We start from the raw sequence: 23,548 nt of genomic DNA on the forward strand, positions 1-23,548 counted from the left end.
AATTAGGTTATCTGACCGTTTCAGAAGTTACACAAACTAAAGATACGCAATATCCTTGCCCTCCATCTGCTATAACAAAAGCTGGAGTGGTTTGCAGAGCTTTCATCCACCTTAATCTTTGTTTCAAACATGCGGCTGCATTAGAGCTGGATGTTGATTGATAAGCAACAGAAAAAGCACACTCTCTCTTAAGGTAAGTGAAACCTTCTATGATGATTTATTTTGTTTTTTTGTAATCGAGAGTATAATCTCATTAAACAGGAAGCTGAAATTCTATTGAGAGGAGAACAATAATAGCTTGAGGCTATGCGTGATTTTTCATGATGTTCCCCTATTGAGGGGGCATGATCGTTCATTGTATTTTCACTTTCAGATAATCTTGAGGTTTGTAAGATTTTCCTATTTCAAGCTTTTGTGTGCATTCATCAAAATCATTTTTTGGCATGTCACAAGTAGGATTGGGGCGTGAGGAAGAAAAATAATTGAGAAAGGAATAAAATGCCTTTTCATGAACTTTTTTAAATGCCAAGACTTATTACAATATTTCGAGCTGGAAACGTTAATGGTTTAGCTGCTTTTTTATAAATGTCACAGAAGGTGGAATAGATTTAATATCACTTAGTAGAGAGGGCTTGTACTCTTGTTCATAGATGCTGTTTGGGATGCTGTTTAGGGATAAGGTATATTGTGGGATGCCTTTGATGATCATTTTTAAAAGAAATTTAAAAAACGGGTCTTGTTTTAACGTGTGAATTTATGTGAGACTAAGGTTTTTTTATTAAATTTAGAAACTATAAAATAATCTGTTTTATAGAATTTTAAGAAATGCACCTTTCATTTAGAGGGATAAAAATTATGCTGCATGGTGAACTAACAAATCCAGAAACAATGGGAATGTTGCATTTGTTTATGCAAGCGAGTTTCGTCGTTAAATCTGTTATGATTGGGTTGCTGCTCGCTTCCATTTGGAGTTGGGCCATTATTTTTGATAAAATTTTTACGTATCGCAGAATACGACGTGAAATAAAGCAATTTGAACGTACATTTTGGTCAGGAAAAGCGTTAGAAGATCTTTATGCTGCGTGTAAAAATCAACGCATCAATAGCATATCTGCTGTTTTTATGGCAGCAATGAGTGAATGGAAAAAATCTCTTGAAAAAGGGACCCATACATCGGCAAGTTTGCAGAGCAGAATTGATAAGGCGATGGATTTGACGTTGGGACGTGAAAGTGAAAAAATAGAATCAAAATTAAGTTTTCTTGCAACCCTTGGATCCGCAGGACCTTTCATCGGACTTTTTGGAACAGTGGTTGGTATTATGGAGTCTTTTCTTTCTATTTCAGCTTCTCAAAATACATCTCTTGCCATTGTAGCGCCAGGGATTGCAGAAGCACTTTTGGCAACCGCTATTGGTTTGTTTGCAGCAATTCCAGCCGTTATTGCCTATAATAAGTTGATCCATGAAAGTGCCCGCATCATTGCACAAATAGAAAACTTTGCTGATGAATTTTCAACAATTGTATCGCGGCGTATTGATGAAACACACGCAGCAACTTCCTCTTTATAAAAAGGAGCTTGTCCCATGGGTATTTCTGTTGCTTCTTCTTCTCGAAAAAATACACGTAGACGGAATCGTTCACAAAACCAGTTGATGAGTGAGATCAATATCACCCCTTTTGTGGATGTCATGCTGGTGTTGCTTATTATTTTTATGGTCTCTGCGCCCCTTTTGGTGAATGGAGTTCCTTTAGATTTGCCACGGAGTCAAGCAGGGCCCGTACATGCACAAAAAACGCCTCTTACAGTTTCACTTGACGCTCAAGGGCGCTTTGCTATTCATCAAGATTATTATGAAACTTCACAAGAGCTAATTGCACAACTTAAAACTCTTCTGGAAGCGGATGCGACACAAAAAGATCAACGGATTTTTGTGCGCGTTGCTAAAACTGTTGAATATCAACAAGTCTTAAAATTGCTCGCAGATATTCAAAAAGCAGGGTTTTCTCAAGTTGCGTTAGCAAGTCTTGCGCAATAATAAAACGTTTCATAAGCTATTGTTTTTAGTGTTTTTTAAATAGCACAGAGTGATTAAAAATAAAAAAATGTAAGGTATAAATTAAGGCATAAAGAATGAACAAAGACTCCTATCATAGCATGAAACGAGGCTTGGCTTTATCCCTTATAGTCCATGTCATTTTTCTCAGTTGGGGCGCTGTTCAGTTTACAAGCTCTGTTTCTTTACCACAACCCTTGGAAGCAATTCCTATCACTCTTGCTCCTTTGATGGAAGAGTTTTCTTCTCAACAAGGCGCTCTAAAAGCACCACTTCGTGCAATCCCTGCCGTTAAACCAACGACTGCCCCCCAAGAAACAGAAGATGCACGTCATGTTGGAGAGGGAAAAATAGATAGTCTTGCGCCTTTTCAACCAAAAGAAAAGCCGCGTCCTGTTGAAACCACATCGTCGCCGTCAAGCAACACGTCAGAAACCTCCAAACTTACAGAACCAGTTGAAACAAAAACAGAAGAAACATCCAAGCTTGTACCTGAGGAGCCTTTGACAACACCAGAAGAGATGTCTAAGCTTGTACCTGAGGAGCCTTTAGAAACACCAGAAGAGGCGTCTAAGCTTACACCTGAGGAGCCTTTGACAACACCGGCAGAGATGCCTAAGCTTGTACCTGAGGAGCCTTTAGAAACACCAGAAGAGGCGTCTAAGCTTACACCTGAAAAGCCTTTAGAAGCACCAGAAGAGATATCTAAGCTTGTGCCTGAAAAGCCTTTAGAAACACCAGAAGAGATATCTAAGCTTACACCTGAGAAGCCTTTGACAACACCAGAAGAGGCGTCTAAGCTTGTACCTGAAAAGCGTTTAGAAGCACCAGAAGAGATATCTAAGCTTACACCTGAGGAGCCTTTAGAAGCACCAGAAGAGATGTCTAAGCTTGTACCTGAAAAGCCTTTAGAAGCACCAGAAGAGGCGTCTAAGCTTACACCTGAAAAGCCTTTAGAAGCACCAGAAGAGGCGTCTAAGCTTGTACCTGAGGAGCCTTTGACAACACCAGAAGAGATGTCTAAGCTTACACCTGAGAAGCCTTTGACAGCGCCAGAAGATGTTCTCAAGATAGCACCAAAGCTTGTGCACAAGAATGAAGAGATGATATTGCCAAAAGAATTGGCTCCTGGGGTACGAAAGGCACCAGCAGAACAGGTTGTTCATCAAGAACCCAAAATTGCACTTCCAGAAAAACCTCTTCTTCCACAATTTAAGCCAAAATTTGACGAAGAATCTCCAATGAAGAATGGGGCTATATTGAATAAAAAGATGCAAAATCCTAACAAAAAAAACCAAGAAAAACAAACCATTGAAGATATTTTAGCACTGGAAGAAAATAATTTGCTCAATCGTGTACGAACACAAGGAGGGGGAGCAAAACATTCTGATACACCAGAAGCTTTAGGGGTAAGAAAAAACATGAATGATACCACAAAAATGGCACAAACATTGGTCAATATTGCGGGGGGATGTATTCAACAGAAGCTTAAACTTGTGGCGCTTGGTGGCGATTTAAAAGATCGTCCTGTTGTGCGGTTGCGCTTTTACTTAGACCGTGAAGGAATGGTTATAGGCGATCCTATCATTGATCCTATAAGCGGTCTTAAGAGTCAACAAGCGATTATGATAAGGCAGGTATATGCGGCTGTCTTTTCATGCCAACCTTATGCGGATCTTCCCCGTGATCAATATGACCTGTGGGGGCAAGGTTTTGATTTTAATGTTGATCCCCTCCAAGAAATAAGATGACAAAAGAAAAGAGAAATCGGCTATGAAAGGATAAATTCCATGATAAGTACAACGAGACATAAAGTTTTTACGTGGTGTATTATCACTTGTGGTTTGTGGCTTTTCAGTTCCTCATCAGTTTATGCGCAATTGAAAGGAACAATTTCGAGTGCTGATTTTAATCCCATTCCTATTGCCATTACAGATTTTATTTCCAATGATTCGATTGGATTGAAAATATCGGCTGTGATGTCAGCTGATCTTGAACGGTCGGGGCTTTTTTTACCGCTTAATAAGGAAAAATTTTTTGAAAGAATTTTGAACCCTAATAAACAACCGCATTTTGCTTCTTGGCAGAAAATAAAAGCGCAAGGCTTGGTGACGGGGCAAGTCATGAGAGAAAGCGACGGGCGCTTGAGGGTCGATTTTCGTTTATGGGATGTTTTTGGGCAGCGACAACTGAAAGGGCGGCGTTTTTATACCGCGACAGAACATTGGAGACGTGTAGCTCATATGATTGCAGATGAAATCTATAGTGAGATGACTGGGGAAAGTGGTTATTTTGATACACGAATTGTTTTTATCGATGAGACAGGTCCCCAAAATGCACGTATTAAACGTTTAGCAATGATGGATCAAGATGGTGCAAATTTGGTTTATATGTCTGATGGAAGTGAACTGGTTTTGACGCCACGTTTTTCACCCAAAAAACAAGAAATGACCTATATGGCTTATGAGAAAAATAAAGTGCCACATGTTTATCTCCAACAAATTGAAATGGGTCAAAGAGAGTTGATCGGAACATTTAATAACATGTCAATTGCTCCCCGTTTTTCTTCTGATGGACAAAAAGTCATTATGAGTTTGTTGCAAAATGATGGAAGTGCAAATCTTTATACCATGGACTTGCGAACCCGTACAATGACACGGCTGACAACAACTTCTGCTATTGATACTTCTGCTTCTTATTCTCCGGATGGGAAACAAATCGTCTTTTCTTCAGATCGTAGCGGAAAGCCGCAAATCTATAAAATGAATGCGGATGGGAGTAATATTGAGCAGATTTCTTCAAACGAGGGGAGTTATTCAACACCCATTTGGTCGCCACGGGGTGATTATATCGCCTTTACCAAACAATTAGCCGGACAATTTTCTATCGGTGTTATGCACCCTGATGGGCAAGGAGAACGAATTTTAACCACAGGATTTCACAATGAAGGACCAACTTGGGCCCCCAATGGTCGTGTGTTGATGTTCTTTCGCAAAAATCCCGATATGGGACCTAAAATTTATACCATTGACATTACGGGACGCAATGAACGTCAACTCCCCACACCCAATGATGCTTCTGATCCAGCATGGTCGCCATTGCTCAATATGCAATAAAAAAAATGCTTGATGAAAATACAGAATATAAGGGGAATGTATACACTCTCAAATCTACACAATTTCAATGGCCTTTGATCATTAACTTTAAGCATTGAAAGGTGGCACTTATTATTAGTTATTAAGAAGCATAGGGGATTTTATAAATTTTATTCAGCATTGACTGCGTGGTCATGAAACTTCTTTGGGAGAACAGTATTTTTTCAAAAAACAAATTTCTTCCGCTTTTATGTGTAAGCTCAAGCGGTTTTAATTGATTCAATATAAAGAGATTTAAAAAGAGAGAATTTGAGGGCATTTAAGGGTTCTCATTCAATCGGTGAAACAGTGATTTATCATTAAAAAAAGAGCTGTTTTGAAATTTTTAGACTGCCTGTATTCTTCAAACTGTCGCTATCGATATTTTTGACGTTCCCTCTGATCTGGTTTGCTTAGAGTTCAGATTGTTGTCAAGCAGGCTCTCTTTACTTTTCTCCTGATGTGTTTTCCTTAACAAAAGAAAACCCTTGGGGAAAATCCTATCTTAAAGACTATGGAGCAGCCCTTTTAAAAAATATCGAATATTTTTAGAAGCTTTTGAGGTTTCATAAAAGTGCAAGACAGCATCATACAAGCCCTAGAATTTTGCAATAGCTTTACAGCTTTTAAGATGGTTCATGAAATGACATTTTTAGCCCTTTAAGTTTTACGGCACACGGATTTTCTCTTGCTTAATAATAGAATATGCAAACGTATGATTTTGATTGTTGCAATACACACAAAGATTTGAAATGAGAAAATCTGAGAGCATTTAAGGGATCCCATTCAATTTTAATAACGCTAACGATCTATATAAATCAATGTATTATTCTTCCAACACCCGCCGTTTTATGAAAAACTATTTAAGTCTCATGCGATCTTTCCCATGGTTGTCCCCACACAACCCGCCCTATACGGTCTCATTAATTGCTGTAAACTCTATCGATGGAAAAATCCTTTAATGCGCATTATCTCTCTAGCAATGGGATAATACCAAAGCTTCTGTGACATGAACAAAATTTTCCCCTCTTCATTTAATAAAAACTGCCCCCTTATTCTCTTGGGCTCATTTATAAGATTTGATTGTGATCGTGAAAAATGGCAGTTTTACATTTTTTCAACGGCTTATATATTGTTCTCTTATGAGAGTGTAAGCGTATGATTTTAAGTGTTTCAATAGGAACAGATTTGAAATGAAAATCTTTTCACTGTCTTGACTTTTCTCCACGTGAGAAATGATATCATTCTCAGTCAATAAATTATTCTTTTGATGCTACAAAACACCATCATTTGAGATTTTTGTGCCTCCTTGGCACATTAAATGTTTTTTAAGTGCACACTAAATATCGAGTATAGAATAATACATAGATTCAAACCAATACCATGTATGTAAATCTCTTTAGAGTTTTCTCAACAAAATCTGAAAAGTTTACGACCCAATTGCGTTAAAAATTTTTGTCCCTTTGAAGGAAAAATAGAAGTCAAATAAAATAATATGCTTTTAAAACTCTAAATAAAAAAGACATTTTAGCCATGCGTTTCAGCTATGTTTTGACCTCGTTCTCATTTCTTGCATTTAAAAAGCACATAAAACCATGCATTAGAAATAAGTGCTCTTTCTTGTCATATCAAATGACAATGCAGTCATAAGAATAGCTTCAAACAGTCTTTAAGTGTTTTGAAAAAAGCTCCAACCTTACGGCTTATACTGGCTTGCAGTATTTTGTTGCATTGCTTATTTACACACTGATTTTAAAGAGATATTGCGTATCCAAGCTCATTTCGCGACCGTCCCCATAAAGAACATAACGCTATCCCCCCTTAAATATAAAATCTACTCCAGCCTCCTTACATTTCATAAAAGAGCACACCAGCCCCCTTAACACAGATCCTCCAATATTATGACAACTTCTTAATACTCTAAGACATTTTATGAAGAGGTATTTTTATGGTATAGCTTTTTCGCCATGCAAGCTTCCCCATTTCATCAGATTTTCCCATTTCATCATGTGATAAGAAAATAATTTTGATAAAAATGCGTCCAGATTTTACATGAGAAAATCTTAAGGAAAATTCTTATTCAACTTGAATAAGTCTCGATTATTATTGTTATAAATGAATATATTCTTTATCATAAGTATTATAATCATAAAAATAAATTTCAATCTGTTTTGTTATTTCTTTGCCAACAAAATCTCTCTTCAAAAGAGAATGGTGCATTGTTTTATAATGATAATTTACTGTTTTCTATATTGAATGAGGGTCCAAAATAACGTAAGATTCTCTCATTTCAAATCTCTCTCTCATGTTGTATCAATCAAAACCATCCACTTACACATAACAAGCGCAAAGAGCCATGTGGATCAAACTGTATAAGAAAGAAATAAAAAGGGCTTTTCATGAACCGCCTTACAAGCCAAAGGTTTAGTCCGCAACACTCAAAGGCTGGCAAAGCGTATGATGGTGCCGGCTTGCTTTTTCATAAGCGTAAAGATGGCAATACTCAATGGATTTATCGCTACACCATTCACAAAGCGCCATCGCGAAATGGGTGTGACGTGTTTTAAGAGATATCTCTTAAAAAAAGAATATCTTGAACTTATGGACACAATGGACGATAAAACATTAATCTAAACAATAACGCAGACTGAGACATGATAGATTGTATAAGGCATCATCTCCCATTTTTTGTAGCCAAGTAGCAGAAATGCTTTCTTTGCTAGATCCTATGATTTATCTGCCCTGTGTCGGCGAAACAAAGCCCTTAGATTTTAGATTCATAGATGTCCCATAGAGCTTTTATGAAGCGTATAGGCAAAAACACTTTTAAACCAGCATTTTTGCAAAAAGCTCTTTGGGTAAACGTCGTGGTTTTGCTTCCTCATTAATCAAAGCAATTTCAACTTTTGCTGTTACCAACGTGATTGCCTCATGCATAATAGATTGCTCCATAAAAAAGCGCGCCCCTTGGATATGATCAACACGCGTTTTAACCACTAAAAGGTTATCAATTTTGGCTGGTTTAAAAAAACTAATTTCCATATGACGCACAACAAAAAATAGTTTTTCCCCCTCAACCCCTGCAGCTAACATCTTATTATTAAAACCGGTATCCCTTAAAAACTCTGAACGTCCCCGTTCAAAAAATTCTAAATAACGGGCATGATAAACCACCCCGGAAAAATCTGTATCAGCCACATAAACGCGCACCTGAAAATTATGAAAAGCACTTGTATGATTGCTCTTTAAAGGCGTTATTTCTGTCATTAACTTTATGTCCCATAAAATCACTTAAGATAGCAAATTGTTTATCAATAAAAATATTGAACACATTTTTGTGTTGAAGTTATGAAAAGCAAAAAATACAAAAACCTCACGCGTTCTAAACCCTTTCGATCAGAACACAAGGACAAGAAAAATGCCTCTTGTATTTTATGACCTTGCTATTTTGCTATAAAATATTCACACAGTTTCTTTAAAAAGATGCCTTAGTCCTCTTCCCCATCCCATAAAGACGTCTGAAGTGATGCATTATCTTGAGCATCAGAAAGTTGAGCACGCTTTTGTATAGAGGTTGAAGCAGGCGCGACAAGTCCTAAATGGCTCCAAGCCTTTTCCGTGAGAATGCGTCCACGCGCCGTTCTTTGAATAAAGCCTTGTTGGAGAAGATACGGTTCAACGATATCTTCAATCGCATCACGCGGCTCTGATAAAGCAGCAGCAATCGTTTCAATGCCTACTGGTCCCCCTAAAAAAGTTTCGGCAATCAGGAGTAAATAACGCCGGTCCAGCGGATCAAGGCCTAAATGATCCACCTCAAGGCGAGAAAGCGCTTCATCAGCGATTTTCCGGTCAATTTGTTTTGCCTGTTTTACCAAAGCAAAATCACAAACGCGCCGTAAAAGCCGTCCAGCGATGCGCGGTGTCCCGCGGGCGCGGCGTGCAATTTCATGCGCACCATCATCACTAATATTAACGGCAAAAAGCCGTGCATTGCGCTGCACAATATATTCTAATTCTTCTATCGTATAAAAATTAAGACGAATGGGGATACCAAAACGGTCTCTCAGTGGTGTGGTCAAAAGCCCCAACCGTGTGGTTGCTGCCACCAAAGTAAATTTAGCCAGATCAATTTTAACCGAGCGCGCCGCCGGCCCCTCTCCAATGATCAAATCGAGTTGATAATCTTCCATGGCGGGATAAAGAATTTCTTCAATGGCTGGATTTAAGCGATGAATTTCATCAATAAACAACACATCACGTTCTTCAAGATTGGTCAAGAGAGCGGCTAAATCGCCTGCTTTAGCAATAACTGGCCCTGAAGTAGAGCGAAAATTAACGCCTAATTCTTTGGCCATAATCTGTGAAAGCGTTGTTTTTCCCAGCCCTGGTGGTCCCACAAACAAAACATGATCCAGCGCTTCTTGCCGCGTTTTTGCAGCTTCAATAAATATTTTTAAATTAGCCCGTGCCGCTTCTTGGCCAATAAAGTCATCGAGAACTTGAGGTCTTAAGGAACGATCGGGGTCGTTTGGAAGGGGTGCTGCCCCCAAAAGGCGTTGATCTTCATCTTTATGCATTGTGACCTTTTATTCAAGTAGGAGAAGAAAGCAATTTGAGACTATGGCGGATAAGCAGAGCAGAAGAAACGGTTTCCCCTTCAAGAGTATTCATCGCAAGAGCAAGAGCCCGCGCGGCTTTCTCACGTTCAAAGCCTAGCGTCATCAATGCGGAAAGCGCATCTTGTGCAGGTTGATTAACCCTCTCGTTCTGAGAAACCGAAACCGTCTTGACCGCCTGTTCAAAGGGAAGTGTTTTACTTTTTAACTCACCCACAATTCTTTCACTGACTTTTTTACCAACGCCTGGTGCTCGACTAATCATCGCCCCATCGTTTAAAGCAATGGCTTGTGCAAGTTCATCAGGTGATAAAGTTCCCAAGATTGCCAAAGCAACCTTTGCCCCTACCCCTGGAACATTTTGAAGCATACAAAACCACTCCTGTTCAGCTCTTGTGGCAAAACCAAAAAGACGGATTGCCTCTTCACGCACATGGGTTTCAATAAAGAGACTTAATGTCTCCCCAACTTCAGGTAAAGAAGGACGCAACCGATTGGAGATAAAAACAACATACCCCACACCATGAACATCCAGAACGATATGGTCCTCAAAGATATGCTCAAGCGTGCCCTTTAATTTGCCAATCATGTTTTTACCCCGATCATATCACCACCCTTGCCTGATAAGACCAGCCCATTCTTTCACATTGTATAAAACCAATTTGACACAACAATCTACCCCACACCGTCAATATCCAAAAGGCTATGATCCTCAAAGATAAAGATATGGAAATGTTCTTTAATTTGTTTATCATGTTGCCATCCCAATCATATCGCCACCCTTGCCTGATAAGATTGGTTAACACTCTTACGATGCATACTATGACAAAGAGCAAGCGCAAGAGCATCAGCCGCATCACTGCTATCAAATTCAGCCCGTGGGAGCAAAACTTTTACCATCATATGGATTTGTTCTTTAGCGCCATGCCCAACACCAATAACTGATTTTTTCACTTTGTTAGGAGCATATTCAAAAACAGGGAGATTGGCTTGCGCAGGAACCAACAGCGCGATTGCACGTGCTTGCCCAAGTTTTAAAGTTGCCGTAGCATCCTTATTGACAAACACATGTTCCACCGCCGCTTCATGGGGCATAAATTGATGTACAACCTCTGAAAGACCTTTATGGATCTGACAGAGTCTGGAAGCTAAATCACACTGCACATCAGAAGAAACCGTCCCTGCAGCAACAAACTGAAGACGATTACCCGCAAGATCGATAACGCCCCATCCAGTATAACGTAATCCGGGATCAATGCCTATAATACGAATCGTCTCTGCCATAAATTCCAGTTTATACACATTTCCCTCTTTTGAATAAAGGCTCACCCCCAAAGAAAACAGCAGCAAAACATAAAACCAGTAATCAAGACAGCCACGCATCATGCATTTATACAGTATGATACACGAACAAACAGCACCTTTATAGAACAAGATCACAAATGGACTCGAACAAAACCATTCGCACCCTATAAGATAAGCCAAATAAAGAATAAAACTTTTCCTTTTATTTCATCTTCACCTTCTATCTCATCTTCAATGTCATAACGCTTAAGCCATCACCAGTAAGCAAAGAGAAGATACCTACATTCATAAGTATTAAAAATGCTTCTCTATGGATGATATATATTTCCCACGGGGTTTTCATCATCTCAAGTACAAGCAGCAGCAGCTTCCCACCCCGCACACATATATTTTATGCGCGCCTCTCAAACGAGAGTGAATGCGCAACAAATTGACAGAAAATTTCTGGGTACTCATTCCAATGCGGGGTTTCAAGTTCCAATGTCAGTGTCTGAAGAGAAGCTTTTACGATTTCTTTTTTTATTTGTTCCACTAACATTTCCCCTTCGCGCAAAACAGAGAAAATATTTCCCCCGAAAGGCCGTTTTCAGTCATTCTATTTGTTTTCCCAGCCAATTATCATCATCCAAGATAAAAGCTGCCCTATCTTGACCAAAACACATAAACCGCAACATCAAGCGCATAAACCGCAGCCACATATCCTAAACGAAAAATGCGCATGCCTCTAAAATAAGAGCGAATGAACAAAAACTAAAGGAATATTTTTAAGAACGTCCAAAGGCTGTTTTCAGCAATTCAATTTGTTTTGCCCTCGGATTTTCATCATCTCAAGTACAAGCAGCAGCAGCTTCCCACCCTGCGCACATATATTTTATGCGCGCCTCTAAACGAGAGTGAATGCGCAACAAATTGACGGAAAATTTCTGAGTGTTCATTCCAATGCAAGGTTTCAAGTTCCAATGTCGGTGTCTGAAGAGAAACTTTTACAATTTCTTTTTTTATTTGTTCTGGTGACATTTCCCCTTCGCGCAAAACAAAGAAAATATTTCCCCCGAAAGGCTCTTTTCAGTCATTCAATTTGCCTTCCCAGCCAATTATCATTGTTCAAGATAAAAGCTGCCCTATCTTGACCAAAACACATCAACCGCAACATCAAGCGCATAAACCACAGCCACATATCCTAAACGAAAAATATGGGTGCCTCTAAAATAAGAGCGAATGAACAAAAACTAAAGGAATATTTTTTAAGAACGTCCAAAGGCTGTTTTCAGCAATTCAATTTGTTTTGCCCTCGGATTTTCATCATCTCAAGTACAAGCAGCAGCAGCTTCCCACCCTGCGCACATATATTTTATGCGCGCCTCTCAAACGAGAGTGAATGCGCAACAAATTGACGGAAAATTTCTGAGTGTTCATTCCAATGCGAGGTTTCAAGTTCCAATGTCGGTGTCTGAAGAGAAACTTTTGCGATTTCCTTTTGTATGTGTTCCACTAACATTTCCTCTTCGCGCAAAACAAAGAAAATATTTCCCCCGAAAAGCTCTTTTCAGTCATTCGATTTGCCTTCCCAGCCAATTATCATCATCCAAGATAAAAGCTGCCCTATCTTGACCAAAACACATAAACCGCAGCATCAAGCGCATAAACCGCAGCCACATATCCTAAACGAAAAATGCGCATGCCTCTAAAATAAGAGCGAATGAACAAAAACTAAAGGAATATTTTTAAGAACGTCCAAAGGCTGTCTTCAGCAATTCAATTTGTTTTGCTCTCGGATTTTCATCATCTCAAGTACAAGCAGCAGCAGCTTCCCACCCCGCACACATGTATTTTATGCGCGCCTCTCAAACGAGAGTGAATGCGCAACAAATTGACAGAAAATTTCTGGGTACTCATTCCAATGCGGGGTTTCAAGTTCCAATGTCGGTGTCTGAAGAGAAGCTTTTGCGATTTCTTTTTGTATGTGTTCCGCTGACATTTCCCCTTCGCGCAAAACAAAGAACATATCTCCCCCGAAAGGCTGTTTTCAGCAATTCAATTTGCCTTCCCAGCCAATTATCATTGTTCAAGATAAAAGCTGCCCTATCTTGACCAAAACACATCAACCGCAACATCAAGCGCATAAACCACAGCCACATATCCTAAACGAAAAATATGGGTGCCTCTAAAATAAGAGCGAATGAACAAAAACTAAAGGAATATTTTTTAAGAACGTCCAAAGGCTGTTTTCAGCAATTCAATTTGTTTTGCCCTCGGATTTTCATCATCTCAAGTACAAGCAGCAGCAGCTTCCCACCCCGCACACATGTATTTTATGCGCGCCTCTCAAACGAGAGTGAATGCGCAACAAATTGACAGAAAATTTCTGGGTACTCATTCCAATGCGGGGTTTCAAGTTCCAATGTCGGTGTCTGAAGAGAAGCTTTTGCGATTTCTTTTTGTATGTGTTCCGCTGACATTTCCCCTTCGCGCAAAACAAAGAACATATCTCCCCCGAAAGGCTGTTTTCAGCAATTCAATTTGCCTTCCCAGCCAATTATCATTGTTCAAGATAAAAGCTGCCCTATCTTGACCAAAACACATCAACCGCAGCATCAAGCGCATAAACCGCAGCCACATATCCTAAACGAAAAATGCGCATGCCTCTAAAATAAGAGCGAATGAACAAAAACTAAAGGAATATTTTTAAGAACGTCCAAAGGCTGTCTTCAGCAATTCAATTTGTTTTGCTCTCGGATTTTCATCATCTCAAGTACAAGCAGCAGCAGCTTCCCACCCCGCACACATGTATTTTATGCGCGCCTCTCAAACGAGAGTGAATGCGCAACAAATTGACAGAAAATTTCTGGGTACTCATTCCAATGCGGGGTTTCAAGTTCCAATGTCGGTGTCTGAAGAGAAGCTTTTGCGATTTCTTTTTGTATGTGTTCCGCTGACATTTCCCCTTCGCGCAAAACAAAGAACATATCTCCCCCGAAAGGCTGTTTTCAGCAATTCAATTTGCCTTCCCAGCCAATTATCATTGTTCAAGATAAAAGCTGCCCTATCTTGACCAAAACACATCAACCGCAACATCAAGCGCATAAACCGCAGCCACATATCCTAAACGAAAAATATGGGTGCCTCTAAAATAAGAGCGAATGAACAAAAACTAAAGGAATATTTTTTAAGAACGTCCAAAGGCTGTTTTCAGCAATTCAATTTGTTTTCCCACGGGATTTTCATCTTCTAAGGAACAAGCAGCAGCAGCTTCCCACCCTGCGCACATATATTTTATGCGCGCCTCTAAACGCAGTGAATGCGCAACAAATTGACGGAAAATTTCTGGTAGCTCATTCCAATGCGAGGTTTCAAGTTCCAATGTCGGTGTCTGAAGAGAAACTTTTGCGATTTCTTTTTTTATTTGTTCTGGTGACATCTCCCCTTCGCGCTCTGCTCGAAGGAGAAGGAGTTGAGAGGCAATTTGCATAAGTCGTGTACTTAAATACATCGCCTCTTTTGCATAGATTGCAGAAATTTCTGCCGAAAGGGAACGTGCCACGACCTTCCCTTCTGAATCGATATAGGCTGCTGTTTTTTCAATCAGTGCCATTGTCTCTTCATAAAGACGATTAAAAGCATTTTCAAAAGCATTATGCTCAATCATGATAATAGGTTCATCATAGGGACGTTTATGTACGCTCACGCTTTTATACTCCAAGTATCAGCACAAAACCACACCACTCAACGAATAGAGTCCTAAAAAGTTTCTTTTGTTACTGTATAGAATGCTTTTTTTATTGACTACCTCTTTTACATTTTTTGCGCAATGCACTTTTTATACTAAGGTTAACGCAGCCAAACAACAACTATGAAACCGTTTTTCTTACAAACGGATCAGTTTCCTCGAAAACGCGCTCTGCAAAAATCGACGTTTTTCGCAATAGTAAGCGACTCCAAATTGCAAAGCAATACCTGTTATTATTAAGAGACTATCGGAAAAAAACGTTCCTGTCATCACTGTTTTTACAATTTGTCCAAACATAGCAAAAATGGTTCCCGTTACAAAGACCGGTAAACTATGTTTTCCTAAGATTGCTAAAGGATGTTGTGTTGAAACATAAAACCATTTATTGACGCGCGGCAAGCATACAATGAGAAAGGATAGAGCAAGAACATGGAGCAAACGAGGTAAGCTTAAAAAGGTTTTATTAAAGTTGATCAACGGAGAAGACCAACCCAACCACCCCAAAACGCCCCACCAGTTTAAGCGAACCCATAACAGTGCCAACAAGAGATATCCTGCCGCACAAACCACCCAAAAAAACTGAAAAGCAATTGTTTTTCCTTGTTTAAGCGCTAAAGTGCTGGTTAAACCTATAACAAATAGGAGTTGCCAAGACAAAGGGTTCAAAAACCACTTTCCCTTTATAGGATAAGAAGGAGGAGCAATTTTATAAAACCCGCAAGTAAGATAAAGCATAAACGACCCTAAAAGCAGCCATTTTGTCTGTTTACAACCCCAATATAGGATAAAAGGTGCAAAAAACATCAAAACCATATAAAGTGGAAGAATATTATTATAGCCTAATTGATGCCCCAAGCTAAAACTATGCAAAAATGCCGTAAACGGCTGTGTAACAAAAAGCCCCACATTGTTCATCATTAACAGTTTTTCTGTTCTCCATAAGAAAAAGGCTCCAAAAAAAAGGCTTAAAGTTACAAAGGTTGTAAAAAGATAGGCCCCATAAAGTTGCAAAGCCCTGTACCACAGTTTTCGGATAATAAAAGCAAAAGACTTATGCTGTAACTGCCCTTGAAAGCTTAGCCCCAGAGAAACGCCTGAAAGCAAAACAAAAATTTCTGCAGAATCAGAAAAACCGAAGTTTCTATGGGTTATATTCTCATAGAGTGTCCCAGGAATATGGTTAATGAAAATTGTCAATAAAGCTAGAGAGCGAAAAACATCAATGCGTGTATCGCGACAGAAATGTTGCGTATTATGGTTAATAACAGCTTGGTATTTCATCAACGGACTCCCACACACCCTAAACCTAGTGACATAAAAACGGTGGTGATCCTGATCGCAAAAGAATAGTGTAAGAATAAACTTTAATTTTGAAGAGTCAAGTTGCTTTATAAGTCTCATTTTTTAAGACAAAAGAACAAAAAGCAACCACGCATCGAAAACAACAAAAGGCGACATTTTATACTCAAATTATACTCAAAAAAACGCTCATTACTCAATTGAATGGATTTCCACGCACCACAAAAAGTTAGATAAAATAGTAGTGCCCCTCATCGCAAAAAAGGTAGGATGAAATTTTAATTTTTAAATGTTATTTTTAAAAAAACAGGAATTTGACATGACACAACAAAAAAACAAACCGATTGAATCACCTCTTTTTCCTCAATTAGTTTTAACACTTGATGTTCGACGCAACGCCCCAGATAATTTTTTGCGTCCGATTTTACAAACCAAATCTTTTGCTTGTGTCATTCTTTATGATTCTGAAAAGCAAAAAGATGATGGTTCTTTTTTACAACGACAAGCACAAACTTACGCAGAAGATATTCAAAATAATGGTGCCGCCCTTCTTATTGCTGGTGACAGCCGCATTGCCGGACGCATAAAAGCTGATGGTTTACACATAGAAGATGATCTGAACATCCTTGAAAGCTTTAAAAATCAGCAAAAGGAACAAAAAATCATCGGCTTTGGCAATTTACGCAATCGCCATAGTGCTATGCTTGCCGCAGAAACAGGGGTTGATTATCTTCTCTTTGGCAAATTAGGAGCTGATAAAAAACCCCAAGCGCACCCCCGCAATATTCAGTTAGCAACATGGTGGGCAGAGATTATGGAAACCCCCGCCATTATTCAAGGAGGAAGTGATTTTGCAACCTTTGATGAAACCTTAAAGACGGGATGCGAATTTATTGCCGTAGAAGAAGTTATTTTTACCAACGACACCCCCTTGGCTCTGCTTCAAACTTGCCAAGAAAAATGTAAAAATTTCCCCTTGTAAAGCTCTTTATTTAATTGACTCTTGTAAAGGAAAAGCGTTCCCAGACTAAAGCATACTCTTGAACACGCGCCCCACCACACCTTACAAACACACACATCCTATAGTCTAAAAAGAAATAAGTGCTCCTCACTCTTCTTTAAAAAGCAAGCGATTGTGCAACATTTGATGAAGAGACCGCCTGTAAATTCATTGCCGTTAAAGATATCATCTTTGTAAACGACATCCCCTTGCCTCTGCTTAAAACAATGCAAAAACGCCCCCCTTTTAATACGGGAAGAATTTACAAAGAAAGCGTTAAAAACAACACCACACCCACCGCTATATTACCTATGGTGAACACACGGTAACAGATAAAGAGAATAAAAATGTGTTTTGTTTACCTCAAAACTCAATAAAATTGCTTCATAATTCAATCAAAAGAGCTGAAAAAGCTAGCGTCTTTTTTTGACATAATATATAGAAAGAAGGATCATAAAAGCTTTCTAATTCAGTTCTTATAAAAAGAAATCATTACGATTGGGGGATAATCATCATTTTCTCATACCAATAGTGAATACAAACAACTGATGATAAAAATATAAAGGGGATATAAAAATGGAATACAAATACAGAGGAACGTTTGAAGATCTTCAAAAGATAGTTTGCAATGCTGGTATTACATTCTAAAAGCTAAACCTCTCTTACATAATTCTTCTGGAAGATATCAGATCAAAACCTTGTGTGGAGGAATTATTAATTGGTATGAAAGTACAGGAACACTCAACTTTCAAGGTAAAGCATCCGCTGCACGAAAGTTAAAAGAAGATTTAACTCCATATCTAGAAGAAGCATCAACGATTCCTTCCCCAATAACTCTTTCCAACATTCTTAAAACATCTTCTCATGTCTCTCCCCCTTCTCCAAAAATTTTTATCGTTCATGGTCATGATCATGTCTCCTTAACAAAGCTTGAAAATGCTCTTCTCAAACTTAGGCTCGATCCATACATCCTACAAAATACGAGTGGTAATGGTTTACCCATCATTGAAACTTTGAAACAAGAAATTTGTAATGGTTCTATAGGGTTTGGTATTGTACTGCTAACACCTGATGACGTGGGTTATGCGAAGACTGACGGTGAAACAAAGGCCAAAGATCGTGCACGACAAAACGCTGTTTTGGAAACGGGCATGTTAGTCGGCGTGCTTCCTCTTGATAAAATTGCTATTTTATACAAAGAAGGTGTTGAAATACCTTCAGATGTTAATGGAGTTCACTACCTTTCTTTTAAAGAAGACATAAAAGAAACATTTCCTAAACTTATGAAGCGGTTAAAACAAGCTGGCTTCTCTTTAGATGCAGATGCAATTGATGCATTATAAATTTAAACACTCATCCTTAATTTTGAAAGTATACTTTATTTACTCGTAATTTACTTTAAGCAAGCACTATCCCATACGCAAAATAATCCTACTTTTTTCTGCTTTTTAACCCTCTCCACAAACACGGGGTTGATATCATGACTTTGGTCATCGTTCCAGAGAAGTTGAGAAGCGAGAATAGCCTCTCATTCAATTAAAGAGAAATAGGCAATTAAAGAGAAGTAGGAACTTCACGTCGCGCATGTACGACAACGACAATTTCGCTTTGATTTGCAGCAACTCGATACAATATAAGGTAATTTGGATGCGCTATGATTTCTCGCAATCCAAGCACCTTCTCACTCTGTCTGTACAGGTAGGGATGTTCAGCCAATGACAGTACAGATTCTTCCAATAACCTTTTCATTCAGCGTGCAGCGAAGGAGTTCTCGCGAGCAATGTAAGTTAAAATCTAACGCAAATCATTACGAGCCGAAGGCAACCAAACAATTGGAAGCATCACTGTTTCTGTTCAGCTTCAAGTTGATCTATGATAACTTCCATTTCAGCCATAACCTCATCGTGCGGAATAGGAGGAAATGGATTTGCAAAACTTATCGCGACCTTATCATGCAACCATGTCGTGTAGCTTTTTTTCTGCTCAACGGTTTCGAACTCTGAAATGAACGGAGAAAGGGTGGTCTTCATAGCTCTATGTCCTTATCCTTTCCTTAATATTGAAGATAATGGCTATGGTTTATGTTATCAATATTAGCGAATTGAAAACGTTTAATTTTTTAAGCATCCAAAGTTTTTTTGATCTTAAAACTTAAGTTTTTTTGCCGCTCTCCACAAACACGCGGCTGATATCATCATTTTGGTCATCGTTCTAGAAAAGTTGAGAGACCGATAACCTCTCATTAAAAAACAAATTTTGATCTTAAGAACTTATTTTTATTGTAAAATTTCTGAAATGGTTTTAGGGATTAAAAAGTGTTTTGATCGCATACGCAATAATCAAAAGAGCTCTGAAAAATCTAAGCTTGAGCGTAAAAGTACACCCGCTTTTCGAGTGTGTGGAATTCTGGGAGATTTTGCCATGTCCAAGTGCTTTTTAAGCACTAAAAGCAAAATGCTGAGTCAAGTCAGTGTTTTTAACTCCCAGAATACTTCATGCGAGAGTGCTCGAAACCCTAGCGGGGGAAGCCAAACCAGAAACTCTCAAATCACGTTCCCATTGGCAAAAAAATTCGCTTAAAAAGCTCTCTTCATTTTTATTGCCAATCCCCTCAAATTACTTTATGAGTTAAAAGGTGTTTTGGTCGCATACGCAACGACCAATAGGGATTCAAAAACCCGAAACCTCGTACATAAATTTGCCCCACTTTGTGGGTATCCCGGAATTCCGGGAGTTTTTGCCATGTCCAAGTGCGTTTCTACGCACTAAAAGCAAAAAAGCTGATTCGAGGTCAGTGTTTTTGACTCCCGGAATACTTATGCGAGGGCGCTCGCACTAGGGGGAGGAAAAATGCAATCCCAAAATCTTAATATTGATCTTTGTGTGGGCAAAAAAATTCGCTTGAGACGAAAAATGCTCAAAATGTCTCAAACAACTTTAGGAAATGCTTTAGGAATAAGCTTTCAACAAATTCAAAAATATGAAAACGGTTTAAATCGTGTAAGTGCGGGGCGTTTAATGGAAATTGCTGATATTTTGAAGGTTCCGATTTCCTTTTTTTACGCGGATATCATCACAAAACAACAGCCTCCCTACCATCACGATGAAATCATCTCGGATACAGAAGAATATCTGCTGCTTAAAAGATTTAGAACGCTCACTACTGTAAAAAAGAAAGCCTTTTTACAGCTCATCTCTGATGAGAATGCAAGCTAACATCATGCGATAGCGCACACCACGCTCTCCATAACGCGACACATACTCATAGAGCCTACACGCTCTCTAATATTCTGCTCTCTTCATTGAATCAAAATGAAACCCAGCATCATGATATAGAGCGCTATACGCTCTCACACGCTCCGTTATTGACGTGCCATCACAAGCCGGCACCATCGTTATATTTGCCAGTCTTTGCGTGTTACGGACCAACCCTTGGACTTGTAAGACGGTTCATGAAAAAACATTTTTTAGTCCTTTCTTTAGCAATTTTTACCCACACACCAACCGCGCTTTTGACATACAAGCAAGTGATATTAATTGATTCAATATAAGAGGGGTTGTAATGAGAAAATCTTACAATATTCAGAGTTATGATTCAAACTAAAAAAGATATTTTATTATTATAAATCAATGTATTAAATATACATAAAAAGGAAAAGTCTCCTACAATTTTTCAATCTGTAAAAAATTTCCAATCTGTAAGAAGTTTAATGTCTTTTGGAGCTCGTTTCCATTGCTTGACCTCTCATGGGGTTCACTTGCATCAGCTCTAGGAACAAGTGCTTCCTTAAAGACTTAACCACACACACAAAAAACACTTCAATATAGCTTAATTTGTAAATGTACGATCTTGGTATTACTGCCCTAAACAACCGTGTTTTGACACAAAAATAGGATAGGCATTCTCTTAATATGCAGCCTCTTACTTTCATAAGCCATGGTAACAAAGCTGATAAAAAAGCCACACGCTCACCACCGCAATTTTCAGAGAGAAAAATGGAAGCAGAAATTATAAAAATCCCTCCCGTTGTTCAAGCAAGGAATAATTTTGCAACCTTTTAAAACTTTTGAGGCGAAAGAAAAAACCACATATAAATTTATACCCTTGAAGAGAAGTATTTTGATGAAAAATAATTCTTTCCTCATACTTGATATCATAAAAGAAAAATGTGAAAACTCTGATTGGTAATGAGGAGGAGACACGGATGATCAAGAAAAGCGTTAAACTTCTGATGGTAGCCATGATGGGATTGACAAATTCTATTGTAAATTCTGCTGGCAACACTGAAGAATTCTCAAATTTTGAACGCTCTTTCAATACGATTCAAGGATCTTCAAATCCAGAAGAACCTTTTCATCCCTTAAAAGCTGGAGACTATGACAAAGCCTATGACTATTATATCCAAGGTTATTATTTAAAAGCTTTTCGAGAAGCTCTCCGGCGTGCTGAAAAAAATGATCCTTTTGCTCAAACGCTTCTTGCCCGAATTTATATGGAAGGATGCGCTGTTCCAACTGACGGTGCGCGAGCTGCTTTATGGTTTGAACGTGCGGCAAAACAAGGGGAACCCCAAGCCCAGCTTCGCTATGGGCTTATGTTGTTTGATGGTCATTTTGTAAAACAAAATCAAGAGCTTGGAGCACAGTTTATTCGAAAAGCTGTCAACGCAGGCGTCAAGGAAGCCTATTTTTATTATGGACAACTGCTTCTTTATAAAGCCTCACAGGAAAAACAAAATCTCCCGGCGTCTCTTCCTCAAGCCGTGAAAATAAAGCCATTGAACAAGCCTTAAAATGGCATTTAAAAGGGGCTGCTCTTGGAGATGCTGAAGCGGCTTTTGCAGCGGCAAAAATTCTTTCCTTAGGCACTTTAAATCAACCAAAAGATGATCGTAATGCCCGCAAGCTTATGGAAGTCGCGGCTCAAAACAACCACTTACAAGCTCAACTTCATTTAGCACAATGGCTTATACAAGGTCGTGGAGGAGCAAAAGACTTTAACCGTGCTTTTCATTTGCTACTTCACAATGCCACCAACATGATCGCCCCAGCACAAATTTCTCTTGCCAGACTTTACCGCGACGGCATCGGAACAAAAGGCGATACGATCATGGCAGCAGCATGGTATATGCTTGCAAAGGAGGCAAAAATGCAAGCGCCTGACCTTGAAATAATGCTCCAAGACATGAACAAAAAACAACGAGCAAAAGCGCGCAAAGAAGCAATAAAGCTCCTTCCTGTTTTTTAAAACGCATTGAATAAACTTAAATTTTGCTTGGCACAAATTTTCTCAGAAAGACTTTATCAAAAGAATACATAAAATAATACTTCAAAGCATATAAAAAATTGATTTATAATGATAATCTATCATTATTCATATTGAATGAGGGTCCCGAATAATGTAAGATTCCCTTATTTCAAACCTGCTTATATTGAATCAATCAAAACCACTCATTTGCACATAACAAGCGGGATGAGTGTGTGGATCAAATTTGTATAAGACAAGGATTTAAAATGGTTTTTCATGAACCGTCTTATGTGCCAAGGCCTGTCGCAACATTGGGGGCATAGTGTGATGGTGCCGGCTTATTACTTCATAAGCATGGAAGAACAGCACAATAACAACGCCATACTCTAACAAGCCCCGTGCGCTCTATTGGCTAAAACAGACAGAAAGCGCCTGATCTTGAAACAATGCCCCCCCTTACATATTTTACCAGCCATTCTCATCAAAACATCACATGTGCAAAGTCTTATGCCTTACAAAACAACATTTCAAACGAATAGTATTTTACAGCAAACAGCATAAGCACTTATGCATATTTTAAAAAAGGTAACCTTCAAAAACGTGCCCCTCAAAAGAACACATTATCCCTATCATCATCAACATTTTCACGCGGCTTGGCAGAGTTAGAAGAAGCTAAGATAATTGCCAAACATATCCGCAAAGGTTGGTATTTTATCAATCCAAATTTTGTTTTTAATGGACAATATGTGATATTCTCACACCACGTTAATCATAAAGAAGAGCATAACAAAAACGTTGTTTCATACAGCGAATAATATTTTCTTCAACGATGTATGTCTCTTTTTGCACTGAGATGAATTTGAAATAAACTATTGTAAGAGAAAAAAGCACATCATGGCCAGAAAATCACCCCCACGCTGTTCATTAAATTTAAAGAACAATTGATCAATGAAACATTTCTCCCCACATTTCAAAGAACAAAGATCTCAATCTCACACCGCTAGACAGTCATCTGTAAACAATCCAATCTCTGAAAATGCCTTTTAAAAAAAACCATTTCATGGGATTCATATCACGAAGATTATAAGGACAAGCGCCCTCTCCCATATTCATCACAGATTTTCATAAAAAATACCTCATGATTTTACAGAGTTTTTACCA

18 protein-coding genes and 2 pseudogenes are annotated in these 23,548 nt (G+C 38.8%); 10 read left to right on the forward strand and 10 right to left on the reverse strand.

Translation table 11 applies throughout. The features are described 5' to 3' along the window. The first annotated feature begins 855 nt into the window (after positions 1 to 855). The 5 genes from tolQ to AC6ER9_RS02935 all read left to right on the forward strand — a co-directional run bounded on the left by tolQ (position 856) and on the right by AC6ER9_RS02935 (position 7,756). A complete protein-coding gene (tolQ, locus tag AC6ER9_RS02915) occupies positions 856 to 1,569 on the forward strand; it encodes a protein TolQ (RefSeq protein ID WP_497074923.1) in 714 nt (237 codons plus the stop codon). Between the two features lie 15 nt (positions 1,570 to 1,584). Next, on the forward strand, positions 1,585 to 2,037 hold the full coding sequence (tolR, locus tag AC6ER9_RS02920; RefSeq protein WP_497074924.1) for a protein TolR: 453 nt from the start codon (positions 1,585 to 1,587) through the stop codon (positions 2,035 to 2,037). 95 nt (positions 2,038 to 2,132) lie between these two features. Beyond that, positions 2,133 to 3,806 carry a cell envelope integrity protein TolA gene (tolA, locus tag AC6ER9_RS02925; RefSeq protein ID WP_497074925.1) on the forward strand — a complete coding sequence of 558 codons (1,674 nt, stop codon included), beginning with the start codon at positions 2,133 to 2,135 and terminating at the stop codon, positions 3,804 to 3,806. A 39-nt stretch (positions 3,807 to 3,845) separates the two neighbouring features. After that, positions 3,846 to 5,171: a Tol-Pal system beta propeller repeat protein TolB gene (tolB, locus tag AC6ER9_RS02930; protein WP_497074926.1), complete on the forward strand. Its 1,326-nt coding sequence runs from the start codon at positions 3,846 to 3,848 to the stop codon at positions 5,169 to 5,171. 2,417 nt (positions 5,172 to 7,588) lie between these two features. Further along, positions 7,589 to 7,756, forward strand: a complete 168-nt coding sequence (locus tag AC6ER9_RS02935; protein WP_497074927.1) for a DUF4102 domain-containing protein — start codon at positions 7,589 to 7,591, stop codon at positions 7,754 to 7,756. 259 nt (positions 7,757 to 8,015) lie between these two features. Here the strand turns inward: AC6ER9_RS02935 and ybgC are convergent, their stop codons facing one another. The 8 genes and pseudogenes from ybgC to AC6ER9_RS02975 all read right to left on the reverse strand — a co-directional run bounded on the left by ybgC (position 8,016) and on the right by AC6ER9_RS02975 (position 16,121). After that, complete coding sequence (gene ybgC / locus AC6ER9_RS02940; protein WP_497074928.1) at positions 8,016 to 8,456, reverse strand: tol-pal system-associated acyl-CoA thioesterase; 441 nt, start codon at positions 8,454 to 8,456, stop codon at positions 8,016 to 8,018. Between the two features lie 221 nt (positions 8,457 to 8,677). Then, a complete protein-coding gene (gene ruvB, locus AC6ER9_RS02945) occupies positions 8,678 to 9,769 on the reverse strand; it encodes a Holliday junction branch migration DNA helicase RuvB (RefSeq protein ID WP_497074929.1) in 1,092 nt (363 codons plus the stop codon). 13 nt (positions 9,770 to 9,782) lie between these two features. Beyond that, on the reverse strand, positions 9,783 to 10,397 hold the full coding sequence (ruvA, locus tag AC6ER9_RS02950) for a Holliday junction branch migration protein RuvA (RefSeq protein ID WP_497074930.1): 615 nt from the start codon (positions 10,395 to 10,397) through the stop codon (positions 9,783 to 9,785). Between the two features lie 179 nt (positions 10,398 to 10,576). Next, positions 10,577 to 11,092 carry a crossover junction endodeoxyribonuclease RuvC gene (ruvC, locus tag AC6ER9_RS02955; RefSeq protein ID WP_497075259.1) on the reverse strand — a complete coding sequence of 172 codons (516 nt, stop codon included), beginning with the start codon at positions 11,090 to 11,092 and terminating at the stop codon, positions 10,577 to 10,579. Positions 11,093 to 11,877: 785 nt separating this feature from the next. After that, positions 11,878 to 12,142: pseudogene (locus tag AC6ER9_RS02960) on the reverse strand (DUF1465 family protein); the annotation flags it as partial. Positions 12,143 to 12,464: 322 nt separating this feature from the next. Then, entirely contained in the window at positions 12,465 to 12,605 is a 141-nt protein-coding gene (locus tag AC6ER9_RS02965; protein ID WP_497074931.1) for a hypothetical protein, read from the reverse strand. 1,674 nt (positions 12,606 to 14,279) lie between these two features. Continuing rightward, positions 14,280 to 14,798: a DUF1465 family protein gene (locus tag AC6ER9_RS02970; protein WP_497074932.1), complete on the reverse strand. Its 519-nt coding sequence runs from the start codon at positions 14,796 to 14,798 to the stop codon at positions 14,280 to 14,282. Positions 14,799 to 14,978: 180 nt separating this feature from the next. Beyond that, on the reverse strand, positions 14,979 to 16,121 hold the full coding sequence (locus tag AC6ER9_RS02975) for an OpgC family protein (RefSeq protein WP_497074933.1): 1,143 nt from the start codon (positions 16,119 to 16,121) through the stop codon (positions 14,979 to 14,981). A 337-nt stretch (positions 16,122 to 16,458) separates the two neighbouring features. Between AC6ER9_RS02975 and AC6ER9_RS02980 the strand changes: the two genes are divergently transcribed. Both AC6ER9_RS02980 and AC6ER9_RS02985 read left to right on the forward strand, forming a co-directional pair. Continuing rightward, a complete protein-coding gene (locus tag AC6ER9_RS02980) occupies positions 16,459 to 17,121 on the forward strand; it encodes a thiamine phosphate synthase (protein ID WP_497074934.1) in 663 nt (220 codons plus the stop codon). A gap of 716 nt (positions 17,122 to 17,837) precedes the next feature. Continuing rightward, on the forward strand, positions 17,838 to 18,482 hold the full coding sequence (locus AC6ER9_RS02985) for a TIR domain-containing protein (RefSeq protein WP_497074935.1): 645 nt from the start codon (positions 17,838 to 17,840) through the stop codon (positions 18,480 to 18,482). Between the two features lie 211 nt (positions 18,483 to 18,693). Here the strand turns inward: AC6ER9_RS02985 and AC6ER9_RS02990 are convergent, their stop codons facing one another. Together AC6ER9_RS02990 and relB are read right to left on the reverse strand one after the other, a co-directional pair. Then, positions 18,694 to 18,888 carry a type II toxin-antitoxin system RelE/ParE family toxin gene (locus tag AC6ER9_RS02990; RefSeq protein WP_497074936.1) on the reverse strand — a complete coding sequence of 65 codons (195 nt, stop codon included), beginning with the start codon at positions 18,886 to 18,888 and terminating at the stop codon, positions 18,694 to 18,696. 92 nt (positions 18,889 to 18,980) lie between these two features. After that, positions 18,981 to 19,169 (reverse strand): type II toxin-antitoxin system RelB family antitoxin, encoded by a 189-nt coding sequence (gene relB / locus AC6ER9_RS02995; protein ID WP_497074937.1) that lies wholly within the window; start codon positions 19,167 to 19,169, stop codon positions 18,981 to 18,983. 820 nt (positions 19,170 to 19,989) lie between these two features. Here relB and AC6ER9_RS03000 point away from each other — a divergent pair. From AC6ER9_RS03000 to AC6ER9_RS03010, 3 genes and pseudogenes are all read left to right on the forward strand, one after another. Further along, positions 19,990 to 20,355 carry a helix-turn-helix domain-containing protein gene (locus AC6ER9_RS03000; RefSeq protein ID WP_497074938.1) on the forward strand — a complete coding sequence of 122 codons (366 nt, stop codon included), beginning with the start codon at positions 19,990 to 19,992 and terminating at the stop codon, positions 20,353 to 20,355. Between the two features lie 696 nt (positions 20,356 to 21,051). Then, positions 21,052 to 21,201 carry a hypothetical protein gene (locus tag AC6ER9_RS03005; RefSeq protein ID WP_497074939.1) on the forward strand — a complete coding sequence of 50 codons (150 nt, stop codon included), beginning with the start codon at positions 21,052 to 21,054 and terminating at the stop codon, positions 21,199 to 21,201. Positions 21,202 to 21,344: 143 nt separating this feature from the next. Continuing rightward, positions 21,345 to 22,387: pseudogene (locus AC6ER9_RS03010) on the forward strand (tetratricopeptide repeat protein). Positions 22,388 to 23,548: the final 1,161 nt, after the last annotated feature.

The organism is Bartonella sp. SL317, from assembly GCF_059687655.1.